An 11,683-nucleotide genomic window follows, 5' to 3' on the forward strand; every position below is an offset into this window, starting at 1 on the left:
TCCTTAAAAGATGTTTTAATCTCAAATTATAGCATTTTTCACTATTTCTTTAAAGCTACTCTTTTGTCTAGCGCGAATAAATACAAAGCCCCTATGATCCCAGAAATCAAAGATCCGAGTAAAATCGCAATTTTTGCCACTTCCATAGCGTCCTTATGCTCGCTGGTGAAAGCCAGATTAGAAATGAACATAGACATGGTAAAGCCAATCCCTGCTAAAAGCCCAGCCCCTAAAATATGCCACCAGCTGATGCCTTTAGGGCGCGCGGTGATTTTAAGCTTTTCGCTTATGAAAGTGATTAAGAAAATCCCTAAAGGCTTGCCCAAACAAAGCCCTAAAATAACCCCTAAAAGCACCTTATCCACTTCTAAATTGATGCTAGAATCAACGCTCACCCCAGCGTTTGCAAACGCGAATAAGGGCATGATGAAATACCCGCTGATGGGGGCCAAAAAATGCTCCAATCTTTCTAAAGGGCTTTGTAAAGCGCTCGCTTTTTCTTCAATAGAATGCAAGATTTCTTGCTGCTCTTTGGTCAAAAGCGCTCCTGAACTCGTCTCTGCGTATCGTTTGCCTAATTCCAAAAGCTCTACATTTTTAAAATCTTTAGGGATTTTCACCGGTATCATAAAAGCCAGAACCACCGCAGCGATTGTCGCATGGATACCGCTTTCATGCACGCAAAACCAAAGCAACACCCCTAAAAGCAAGTAAGGGACAAGCGAGCGGACATTTAAGCGGTTCAATACCGCTAAGATAAGAACCACCCCTAAAGCCCCTAAAAGCCATGCGAATTTTAAATTCGTGGTATAAAAGAGCGCAATCACCACAATAGCCCCCAAGTCATCAGCCACCGCTAGAGTGATTAAAAAAACCTTTAAGGCGGTTGGCACCCTCTTACCTAAAAGCATGATCACGCCTAAAGCGAATGCAATATCCGTCGCCATAGGGATCCCAAAACCATGCTGAGAGGGCGTGTTGGCGTTAAGAAAAAAATAAATCAATCCTGGAGCTATCATGCCCCCTATGGCTGCGATCACAGGGAAAGAAGCTTTTTTGAAACTGGATAGCTCCCCAAACAACAATTCTCGCTTGATTTCTAAACCTATCATTAAAAAAAATAACGCCATTAAGACATCATCAATCCAATTGTGCAAGCTAAAGCCGATAAAAAAATCCCCTATTTGAAACCCAAAAGGGGTGTGCCATAGCGCAAAATAACTTTCTTTTAAAAACGAATTGGCCACCACCATTGCTAAAACAGCGTTCAAAAAGAGGAAAATCCCCCCAAAAGACTCGCTTTTAATAAAGTTTTTAAGCGTCAAACTGAGCGCGTTTTCTGTTTTTTTGATATTCATAGGCAACCTTAAAATTTTTAATTTCAGACCCATAATTTTTCAAGCAGTCTTTTATGAGCGTAAATAATGCCCGCTTGTATCTTAAAATGGGGGGCTTGAGTTTTTAAAAACTCAGCGTAATGAGACACTTGCGCCTTATGGCTTTGCTGGTAATTTTGAGAGCTTTTATAATCTAAAACACACAAATTTTGCCCCTTATCCCACAACAAAACATCAATCCTAGACACAACCCCTTCAAATAAAAAAGCCGCTTCACCCCTTAAGGCATAATTTTTAAAAAGAGCTTGTATCTCTGCATCGTTTTCAAAAAGCTCTAAACTTTCTTCTAACGCTTGATAATCCAAACCATAAAAACCATGATGGTAGTTTAAATATTCTAAAACGCTTTTTTTAGGAATATTGTAAGCGTATTGGTATTCTAAACCCTTGTGCAAAGCGATACCAAAATTGATCGCTTCCTGGTCGTTATTCTTTTCATAATCGCTATCTGGCTCTTCTTCTATTTCTTGGACTTGCTCGCCATAGGCATGGGGTTTGATAACAACGCTTGTAATTAAAGGCTCTTTTTGAGAAGAAATAACCGGCGTAATTTCTCCCTCTTCTAAAGGCGCAAGATCCAATTTTTCACGCATTGTTTTGTTTTTGCTTTCTTTTTTGTCTTTAGCTACGATAATTATCCCTAACTCAGCCCTAGTGAATGCGACATAATACACATTGGTTTCTTCATGATCTTTGGCCGCTTCTTCTTTGTCTAAAGCCCTAGCGTAATCTTTATCCACGACCTCACGATTTTTCATTCTGTAATAAAGGCGTGCAAGCTCTGCACCATTATATTCTTCAAGGAGTTGATTGGAATGGCTTGAATTAGGATTGCCCAAGCGTTCGCACACGATCACATAAGGGAATTGCATGCCTTTAGATTTGTGAATGGTCATGATCTGCGCGCCTTTTGAATGGGAAGAAGCGATCGCTTTAGCCTCTAATTTTTCTAAAAATCCATCGGCGTCTTCACACCCAACCGCTAATTCCAAGCAGATTTGCGCACACTCTCCATAAAGCTCAAACAATTCCATCACCTTCCACACAAAGCCCGCAACGCTCTCTTTTTTAGGGTTAAAACTAGGTAAAGCGATCGCATCATCATGCAAGTATCCAGCGAGTTTTAAAACGCTGTGTTTATAAAAGGGCTTGTAAGGTTCTTCCGCTAAAGCGTATTCTAAAGCGTTCTTAATGATTTTAGATTCTACAAATTGAGACAATTTTGCACTAGATTCCGTGCTTGGGCAAATTTCGCTCAAATACTCTTGCAAATAATTTTTGATTTCTAAAGCGTCCTTATTGGTGGCGCATAAAATGGTAATGTCTTTAGGATCAATACGATGCTCTAAAAGGTTTTGGGCTTCTTGTAAGACCTGATCTAATAGCAATTCTCTTTCATCAGCCACTAAAGAGACTTTAACATAGCCGTCTCTAGCATGTTTATTGCTGGAAGTTTTAGGGTATTTTTGCTCCAAATAAGCGGTGGGGGAATTTTGATAAGCCTTTTTAAAAATGGTATTCACATAATTAATGATCAAAGGCGCACTGCGGTGGTTGAATTGTAAATTATCGTGGTAAAAATCCTTAGAAACGCTTTCAAACAAGGAGCTAAAACTCCCCCTAAAGGCATAAATGCTCTGCTTGACATCGCCCACAAAAAACACGCTCCTGTGCCATTTTGCTTGCCCTATCCCGGCTTTAATCTCATCAATAAAAGGGGCTAAAATCTTATAATCGTTCAAGCTCGTGTCTTGAAATTCATCAATCAAAATGTGCGCGATCTTGCTGTCCAACCTGAAATAAAAAAACTCCGCCGGCATTTCTTCATAACCATTCAATAAGGCATGAACCTTATCTTTAATCGCATCAAAATCTAAGGCTTGGATTTTAGAAGTGGCGTTACTATAAAGCTGGATGAATTTAGGGAATTTTTTAAATATTGCGGTTTCTTTGGCTTCATAATAGCGTTTTAAATCGTTTTCAATCTCTTCGCATTCGCTCTCTAAAGTGGGGATTTCACTTTTAAGTTTTTTGAAAGATTGATATTCGCTCTTTTTTTTAAGCCAGGTTAAAGAGCTGTTTAAAAATCCCCTAAAACTATCGCATTTAATGGCTGTTTTAGCCCTATCTGACGCTGTTTCTATGCTTTGAATTTGGTTGTTTAAGCTCCTTAGTTTTTCTAAAAAACCCTCTTCATCAAATGCAGGCTCTTTCTTGTTAGGATCAAATAAATAGAGCTTGTTTTTTAAAAAACGCAACCGCTCTAAAATAGAATCGCTTGTGTAATTATCATAGCTTAAGCATTGAGCGATAAAAACGCTCAATTCTTCAAGCTGTTCGTTATTTAAAGCGCTCAAAAAACCCTCATTAAGCTGTCGTTGGTGCGCTTTGGTGTCTTCATTGACTTCAAAATTCGTGCTCAACCCCACAAACCAGCAAAATTTCCTTAAAATGCTTTGAAAAAACGCGTCAATGGTGCTAATCCTGATTTCAGCGTTTAAAAAGCGTTGGTAGATTTTTTGAGCGCTATTTCGCACCAAGCTAGGGTCTAAATGGTATTTTTCTTCTAATTCTTTTAGGATATTTTGGGATTTTTCTTTTTCTTTTTCATCTTCAAGGTTTTCTTTTTGCAAGATTTTTAAATAGTCTAAAATGCGCTCTTTCATTTCGGCGGTGGCTTTTTTAGTGAAAGTGAGCGTCAAAATCTCGCTAGGATTAGCCCCCTTAAACAACAGGGCCAAAAACCGCACGCTCAAAGCGAAAGTCTTCCCGCTCCCTGCTGAAGCCTTTAAGGCCATGCATTGTCTTTTTGTATCCATTGAGTTCTATCCTAAAATTCTGTTTTGTCTTTATTATAGCCTAAAAGCCTTTTTTACTTAAGCTAAAAAACTTTAATCTTTTGCTATAATCATAGGGTTTTGTCGTTTTTTCTATCATTTTAATAGGAACAAAGGCAAAGACAGCGTCAAATTCACACATGCTAATCCTTGTATTTAGGTGTTCTTAAGAAATTTAAGAATCAAATGAGCATGGAGGAAGAGAACCAAAATAACTTTAAGGAGAATATTCTCATGGTAACCATGAAAGATTTATTAGAATGCGGTGTACATTTTGGACACCAAACAAGGCGTTGGAACCCTAAAACCAAAAAATTCATTTTTGGCGTTAGGAAAAATATCCATATTATTGATTTGCAAAAAACCTTGCGCTATTTTAGATACACTTATAATATCGTGCGCGATGCGAGCGCTCAAGGCAAAAGCATCATGTTTGTAGGCACTAAAAAACAAGCCAATGAGACTTTGAAAGAATTTGCTGAAAGCATTCAAGTCCCTTATGTCAATTACCGCTGGCTTGGTGGCATGCTGACTAATTTTAGCACCATTAGAAAATCGGTTAGGAAATTAGAAATCATTGAAGAAATGGAAAATAGCGGTCAAATTGATCTATTGACTAAAAAAGAAAAGCTCATGATTTTAAGGAAAAAAGAAAAGCTAGACAAGTATCTTGGTGGGGTACGCCACATGAAAAAAATCCCTGATATGATTTTTGTGATTGATGTGGCTAAAGAAAAAATCGCTGTCGCTGAAGCCAGAAAACTCCATATCCCTATCGTGGCTCCCTTAGACACTAACTGCGATCCTGATTTAGTGGATTACCCCATTCCTGGAAATGACGATGCGATCCGCTCTATTAGGCTATTTTGTAAAGAAATGAGCGAAGCGATTTTAGAGGGGCGAGAACTCATGCAAGAAGAAATCGTCCATGCGGATGAAAACAGCGAAGAGATAGAGTATGTGAGCAATGAAGAAAAAGAAGAAATGCTCGCTGAAATCCAAAAAGAAATCACTCAAGGAGCCGAATAATGTCAGGAATTAGCGCCCAACTAGTCAAAAAATTAAGGGATTTAACCGATGCGGGCATGATGGATTGCAAAAAAGCCCTTGTAGAAGTGGCTGGGGATTTGCAAAAGGCTATTGATTTCTTGCGCGAAAAAGGCTTGAGTAAAGCCGCTAAAAAGGCCGATAGGATCGCTGCTGAGGGCGTAATCGCTTTAGAAGTAGCGCCTGATTTTAAAAGCGCAATGATGGTAGAAATCAATAGCGAAACGGATTTTGTGGCTAAAAATGAGGGCTTTAAGGAATTGGTGAAAAAAACTTTAGAAACGATCAAAGCCCATAATATTCATACCCCAGAAGAACTGCTTAAAAGCCCGTTAGACAACAAGCCTTTTGAAGAATATTTGCACTCTCAAATCGCTGTGATTGGTGAAAACATTTTAGTGAGAAAAATCGCTCATTTAAAAGCCCCTAGCTCTCATATCATCAATGGCTATGCGCATTCTAACGCCAGAGTGGGCGTGTTAATCGGTATAAAATACGATAATGAAAAAAACGCTCCAAAAGTGGTTGAACTGGCCCGAAATATCGCTATGCATGCCGCAGCGATGAAACCTCAAGTGCTAGATTGCAAAGACTTTAGCCTTGATTTTGTCAAAAAAGAAACTTTAGCCTTGATCGCTGAAATTGAAAAAGACAATGAAGAGGCTAAACGTTTGGGCAAACCTTTAAAAAATATCCCCACTTTTGGGAGCCGCATTGAATTGAGCGATGAAGTTTTAGCCCATCAAAAAAAAGCTTTTGAAAACGAATTAAAAGCGCAAGGCAAGCCTGAAAAAATCTGGGATAAAATCGTTCCTGGAAAGATGGAAAGATTCATCGCTGATAACACCCTTATTGATCAACGCCTGACCCTTTTAGGGCAATTCTATGTCATGGACGATAAAAAAACTATCGCTCAAGTCATCGCTGATTGTTCCAAAGAGTGGGATGATGATTTAAAAATCACTGAGTATGTGCGTTTTGAATTGGGCGAAGGCATTGAGAAAAAGGCAGAGAATTTCGCTGAAGAAGTGGCTTTGCAAATGAAATAGGGTTTTAAAGCGCGTTTTTGCGCTTAAAATCTCTCATAACTTAACCATCAATAAACTAACATGCCTTACAGACTAGAAAAAGACTTCCAAGACTTAATCGCTAGTAACAACAACATTCAAAAAGATATTTGCTCTATTTTAGAAATGGATTATAAGGATTTTAAGCTTTTAAGAGAGGACGCTTATATCAATGGCATTACAGCAGACTTCACGCTTTTTGAAAGAAATAAAGTTAGGGCTATCATAGAGTGTAAGGGCGGAGCTATCGGGGTGAGCGAGTATGTGCGTGGTATCGGTCAAATTTTTCAATACGAATATTTTTTTGAAAATCATCTAAGCCTTAAAAATTATGCCTTTTGCCAAAATTTTAATAGCGTGTTGGTTTTTCCTGAAAGCGTGTTGAAAAACAACGACTTTAATGTGGGGCTTTTCAAATACCCTAAAAGCAAGAAAATTTTAGAAATCAATTCGCATAATTTAGCCGTTAGATGCATTAATGATAGCGAATTGGAAAAGTTAAGAGAGACAAAACACAGGGATTTTAAAGTGATCTCGCCTTATTATGTGCATGATATTAGATTTTTTGAAGTGTATTTTTTGCTCCAAGTTTTAGCCATTTTTAAATTTAAAAACAAATTAGTGCATCGTAAAAACATAGAAGAAACGATTTTAAAAATTTATGAAGAATTAGGCTATCGTGTAAAGTTTAAACCACCCAAGCAGAAATCCCAAACATCTTTAGTGTTTGGGATGAATGCCACTAATTTGTAGTATGATACCCCATACATTTGTATCTAGCACAGGAAGTGCACAAAGTTACGAGCAATGCCCCATGTAACCATACCGGGCTTATTAGTTCCACAAACGCAAAATTACGATGAGTGTGAAGTAACCGACAAGATTAAAATACTAGGCAATATTCAAAAGTATCAAGTGGATATGTTAAAATTTCACCCCTAATCAAACCCACTTAAACAGCTTTCGTTTAACTGGTCGCTTTCATAATGTCTAACAAACCCTTTGTTCTCTCAAAAAGAGGGAATGGCGATGGGATCTCTTGGTATCTGGCTCTTGGGGGTCTTTTGATCAAGGTGTTAGCGCATTTGGAAAAATCAATCAAATCCATCGTCGTTTTGATGTAGCTGGGCAAGTTTAACAAGCATATTTCAAAGAGTTTATAGCTCGCTAAAGCGTCCGCATAGGCTCTGTGGCTGACTTCTATGCCAAACCCTAAAAGCTCTTTTAAAAAGCTCAAAGAATAACGCATGGACAAAATGGCTCGTTTGGATAAATCCAAAGTGCAAAGCTTTAAATTCAATAAGGGGCAATGCAATTTTTCTACAAAATAACGCCCTAAAAAGTTGTAATCAAAATTAGCGTTGTGGGCCACAAACACGCTATTGCCTAAAAAAAGTCGCAATTCTTGCAAAGCTTCATGCACGCTTGGGGCGTTTAGGGTGTCTTCATAAGTGATGCCTGTAAGCTCAGCGATATAATCAGGCACGCTTTTGACTTTCACAAGGGTTTCAAAACGATTAATGATTTCCCCCCCTTTCACTTGCACGGCCCCGATTTCTAAAATCTCATGCTTTATGGGGCAAGAGCCGGTGGTTTCTAAATCAATAAAGGAAAAAACCTCATCTTTAAGGGGGGTTTTAAGGTTTTTGAGCGTGATTAAATTTTCGCTCGTTTCTATGAAATTGAGCCCGCACGCTTTTAAATATTCCAAATTGATTTCATCATTAATAAGGCGAGAGAGCGATTTTTCTAGCATGCCCAAGCTTAAATCCTGGCACTTTAAGCGAGCGATTAGGGCTTGGATGTCTTTATGCAAGAGGTTGTCTGACATTCTGTAAGCCTTCAATAGCCAGCTTACGATCTTTGGATTTAAAAATATAACTCCCTGAAACCACCACATCCACGCCCACTTGTTGGAGTTCAAAGATATTTTTATCATTCACGCCCCCATCCACTTCTAAAAGACAGCTAGGGTTGTAGCGCTTAATCAATTCCTTGACTTTCAGGCATTTTTCTAGCACCAGATCTAAAAATTTCTGCCCGCCAAAGCCCGGATTCACGCTCATTAAAAGCACTAGCCCCACGCTTTCTAGCAAGTATTTAATGCTTTCTTCATGCGTGTGGGGGTTTAGGACAACGCCTGGCGTGATGCCTAGATTTTTAATGAGTTGCAACACCCTGTGGGGGTGCTTTTCATTTTCTGCATGAATGCTAATGATTTGTGGGTTTAGAGGGGCGAATAATCCTACAAAAAAGCTCGCGTTTTCTACCATTAAATGCACATCTAAAGGCACTTGGCTCATTTGAGTAACATTCTCTAAAACCACAGGCCCCATGGTTAAATTAGGCACATAATGCCCATCCATCACATCCACATGCAAAAAATCAGCGTTACTCACGCTCTCTATCTCTTTGGCTAAATGCAAAAAATCAGCGCTCAAAAGACTCGGGGCTACTTTCAAAATACTTCCCTATTTTCAATGTTTTCAAGTAAAATATTAGCATCTTTAATCAAATCATAAAAGGGTTTTTATGGATTACAAACGTTTTAAAGGCAAGCATGCGAACATCGTTATAGAAATCATCAGTCTTTTAGAAAAAGGGGTTAAAAAAGCCCAAGAGATTTTAGAAAAGCCAGACGCTGGGAGTTACACTAAGCTAGAAAACAGCAGCGGGGATACGCCTATTAAAGCGGATTTAGCCCTAGACAAATTTTTAGAAGAAACTTTTTTGAGTTTAGAGAATGTGAAAAGCGTTTTTAGCGAAGAAAAAGAAACGCCTATTACTAAAGAAAACGGCTCTTATTTGATCGCTTATGACCCCTTAGACGGGAGTTCAGTGATGGAGGCGAATTTCTTAGTAGGCACGATTGTAGGGATTTATGAAAAGGATTATGAGGCACAAAATTTAGCCGCAAGCCTTTATGTGGTTTTTGGGCATAAAATAGAATTAATGGTGGCTTTAGAAGAAGTTTATCGTTACGCCTTTTATCAAAACAAGTTTCATTTTATAGAAACCATCGTTTTAGAAAATAAGGGTAAAATCGTCGCTAGCGGAGGCAATCAAAAGGATTTTTCTTTGGGCTTAAAAAAGGCTTTAGAAGGGTTTTTTGCAGAAAATTACCGCTTACGATACTCAGGGTCTATGGTGGCTGATGTCCATCATGTGTTGGTTAAAAAAGGCGGGGTGTTTTCCTACCCGCAAAAGAAATTGCGAAAGCTTTTTGAAGTCTTTCCTTTAGCCTTGATCATTGAAAAAGCTAAAGGGGAAGCGTTTTATTTTGATAAAGGGGTTAAAAAGCGTTTGCTAGAACAAAGCGTGGAAAGCTACCATGAAAAAAGCGAATGCTATTTAGCCAGCCCGCATGAAGCTCAGATTTTAGAAAAATATTTAAAGGGAGAATGATGCAAAATAGCGCTAAAAAATTAGAATATGAAGAGCGTTTTAATGACGCTCTTTTGAAATTACAAGCATGCCAAGAAGAAAAGCAAGTAGCGAGTTGCTTGAAATGCGAGAAGGTTTTGAATTGCAAGATCCGCAACAGCTATGTGGATGCGGCTTATGAGAGCATGAGTTTAGGCGAAGCGGGCGGGTTTGATTTTAATTAATCATCAAATACGCATAAGCCTTATTTAATGTTCAATATTTAATTTTATTTTTATATTATTTAAAGAATTTTATCAATAAATACAAAAAGAGTAAAAACAGCTACAAAAATATAGTTTTTGGTTTTAAACTATCTAAAAATCTTTTAACTTCCTTAGCAATCGCGCTAGATAAAGCGATAGGCACAGCATTGCCCACTTGTTCGCAACGCTTGGTGTGTGAGCCAAAAAATTTGTAATAAATAGGAAAGCCGGTAATGGTTGCTGCTTCTCTAATGGTGATGCTTCTATGCTCTGTTGGGTGTAAGGGGAAATTGCTATGCCCTGGCACTAAAGTAGGAGATAAGGCGTCCATTTTTAAACGCATGGTATTGCCTCTAGAATAGAATTTAGAGATTTGTAAATGCTTAGGCAAACTCTCAATGCATTCTTGGATATTTTTGCCTTCTTGTATGTATTTAAAACGCTCAATTGTTTTAGGGTTGTGTTGCATGGGCAAATTGTCTGTATCGTCTAAATTGGAATAATCAATCAAATTAAAAGCGTCTCTAATCAAAAAAGGTTTTTTAAAGCTTGTGGGTAAATTTTTAAAATCTAGCTTAGTATTAATTTCATCACTTAAATGGGTGGGTTTAGGGAATGTAAAATTAAAGGGTAATAAATTAGCCATTGTTATTTCCTTTGCTTATAATCTGACTTTAATCACATAGCAGTCTTTAAAGATTGTCTGCGTTGGGTTATTGGGGTCAAATATGATTTGCTTGCCTTCAACGACATTGCTTCTTAAAGAAACTTTTTGAGAACCAAAACTTTCCACGCCAGTTTCTTCTAAAGTGTAGCACTGATTGGTTTTATTCCAACTGATAAATTGCCTACTTGATTGCCCTAGAAAACTTAAGTCGCATGGCAAGAACATTTCTACACCACTGCCAATTTCGGCGACATAGCTTGTCTGCGTTGGGCGTAATGTTCCATTTTCATTTGTAGCAAGATTGCCAATAAAAATACCATTTAGAATCTCATTTGTTTCTATAGGCGTTTCACTAATCTCTAATATATCTTGATCTATTCTTGCCAAACTGCTTTTTAGTGTGGCACTGATTTTGAGTGTTATCGGTTGCCCTACTAGTAAAGTTTCACTAGTGTTATTGACTGCGGTGAGTAAATTATCTAAATATTTTTGATACATTAAAAGCCCTGCGATTGGTTTATTAGTGCTTATCCCTAAATTAAAATGCCCATTGTAAGTCGTTGTTTGATTATAATTAAATCCCATGTTTTACTCCTTTTAAATTTTTTTCAAGGCTTATATTATCTCTAAATCTTACCCATCCATTTACATCGGCATAGCGTTTGCTTTGTGTCTCTTTTTCGTAGCCTTTTTCGCCCTCATCGGCTTCAACTCGTGCGAGGTTTTCTTTGTCTTTTTCAATATCTTTTCTAATTGCTTCACTCATGGCTTGTTTATCCTTATTTAATGTTTCTAATGGTTGGCTCATTTGTGTGTCCTTTGTGTCAATTTCGCTATGCTTTAATTCATCGCTGTCTTGCTTGTCTTTTTCCATTTCGGCTTCTATTTTTTCTTTTTCATCTTGTCTTTCCTTTGCTTCATTCTTGTCTTTGATATTATAATCAAAAAAATTCGGTATGCCCTTATTTAGGTAACGATAATCATCCACTAAACATGGGCTGATACTTTTTTCTTTTGACATACTCCCCATAGCTAAAGC

At 37.9% G+C, this 11,683-nt stretch carries 11 protein-coding genes and 2 pseudogenes; 6 read left to right on the forward strand and 7 right to left on the reverse strand.

The genetic code is table 11. The features are described from left to right. Positions 1-41: 41 nt before the first annotated feature. Positions 42-1,358, reverse strand: a complete 1,317-nt coding sequence (gene nhaA / locus BZK24_RS03675) for a sodium/proton antiporter NhaA (protein ID WP_077656603.1) — start codon at positions 1,356-1,358, stop codon at positions 42-44. A gap of 23 nt (positions 1,359-1,381) precedes the next feature. Further along, positions 1,382-4,216: a RecB-like helicase gene (locus BZK24_RS03680; protein ID WP_077656604.1), complete on the reverse strand. Its 2,835-nt coding sequence runs from the start codon at positions 4,214-4,216 to the stop codon at positions 1,382-1,384. A gap of 252 nt (positions 4,217-4,468) precedes the next feature. Here BZK24_RS03680 and rpsB point away from each other — a divergent pair, with 252 nt between their 5' ends. The 4 genes and pseudogenes from rpsB to BZK24_RS09795 all read left to right on the forward strand — a co-directional run bounded on the left by rpsB (position 4,469) and on the right by BZK24_RS09795 (position 7,290). Further along, complete coding sequence (gene rpsB, locus BZK24_RS03685; protein ID WP_000258279.1) at positions 4,469-5,263, forward strand: 30S ribosomal protein S2; 795 nt, start codon at positions 4,469-4,471, stop codon at positions 5,261-5,263. After that, complete coding sequence (gene tsf, locus BZK24_RS03690) at positions 5,263-6,330, forward strand: translation elongation factor Ts (RefSeq protein WP_077656605.1); 1,068 nt, start codon at positions 5,263-5,265, stop codon at positions 6,328-6,330. The genes rpsB and tsf overlap by 1 nt, the downstream gene beginning before the upstream one ends. Before the next feature lie 60 nt (positions 6,331-6,390). Continuing rightward, positions 6,391-7,005: pseudogene (locus tag BZK24_RS03695) on the forward strand (hypothetical protein); the annotation flags it as partial. A gap of 150 nt (positions 7,006-7,155) precedes the next feature. Next, the gene (locus BZK24_RS09795) at positions 7,156-7,290 is read left to right on the forward strand and encodes a hypothetical protein (RefSeq protein ID WP_001874023.1); all 135 of its coding nucleotides are present in this window, start codon (positions 7,156-7,158) and stop codon (positions 7,288-7,290) included. A 25-nt stretch (positions 7,291-7,315) separates the two neighbouring features. Here the strand turns inward: BZK24_RS09795 and BZK24_RS03700 are convergent, their stop codons facing one another. Further along, entirely contained in the window at positions 7,316-8,179 is an 864-nt protein-coding gene (locus BZK24_RS03700) for a 3'-5' exonuclease (protein ID WP_077656606.1), read from the reverse strand. After that, a complete protein-coding gene (gene rpe / locus BZK24_RS03705) occupies positions 8,157-8,810 on the reverse strand; it encodes a ribulose-phosphate 3-epimerase (RefSeq protein WP_077656607.1) in 654 nt (217 codons plus the stop codon). Before rpe ends, BZK24_RS03700 begins: the two co-directional genes overlap by 23 nt. Before the next feature lie 70 nt (positions 8,811-8,880). Here rpe and BZK24_RS03710 point away from each other — a divergent pair, with 70 nt between their 5' ends. Both BZK24_RS03710 and BZK24_RS03715 read left to right on the forward strand, forming a co-directional pair. Beyond that, positions 8,881-9,753: a class 1 fructose-bisphosphatase gene (locus BZK24_RS03710; protein WP_077656608.1), complete on the forward strand. Its 873-nt coding sequence runs from the start codon at positions 8,881-8,883 to the stop codon at positions 9,751-9,753. Next, positions 9,753-9,956 (forward strand): hypothetical protein, encoded by a 204-nt coding sequence (locus BZK24_RS03715; RefSeq protein WP_001874022.1) that lies wholly within the window; start codon positions 9,753-9,755, stop codon positions 9,954-9,956. Before BZK24_RS03710 ends, BZK24_RS03715 begins: the two co-directional genes overlap by 1 nt. Before the next feature lie 100 nt (positions 9,957-10,056). On the opposite strand, the pseudogene BZK24_RS03720 reads toward BZK24_RS03715, so the two are convergent. From BZK24_RS03720 to BZK24_RS09370, 3 genes and pseudogenes are all read right to left on the reverse strand, one after another. Then, positions 10,057-10,617 (reverse strand): annotated as a pseudogene (locus BZK24_RS03720) (DNA cytosine methyltransferase); the annotation flags it as partial. A 21-nt stretch (positions 10,618-10,638) separates the two neighbouring features. Beyond that, entirely contained in the window at positions 10,639-11,229 is a 591-nt protein-coding gene (locus tag BZK24_RS03725) for a hypothetical protein (protein WP_077656610.1), read from the reverse strand. Continuing rightward, positions 11,219-11,674 (reverse strand): hypothetical protein, encoded by a 456-nt coding sequence (locus tag BZK24_RS09370; RefSeq protein WP_171972393.1) that lies wholly within the window; start codon positions 11,672-11,674, stop codon positions 11,219-11,221. The genes BZK24_RS03725 and BZK24_RS09370 overlap by 11 nt, the downstream gene beginning before the upstream one ends. Positions 11,675-11,683 lie beyond the last annotated feature (9 nt).

Source organism: Helicobacter pylori (assembly GCF_001998165.1).
GTDB lineage: Bacteria > Campylobacterota > Campylobacteria > Campylobacterales > Helicobacteraceae > Helicobacter > Helicobacter pylori_DL.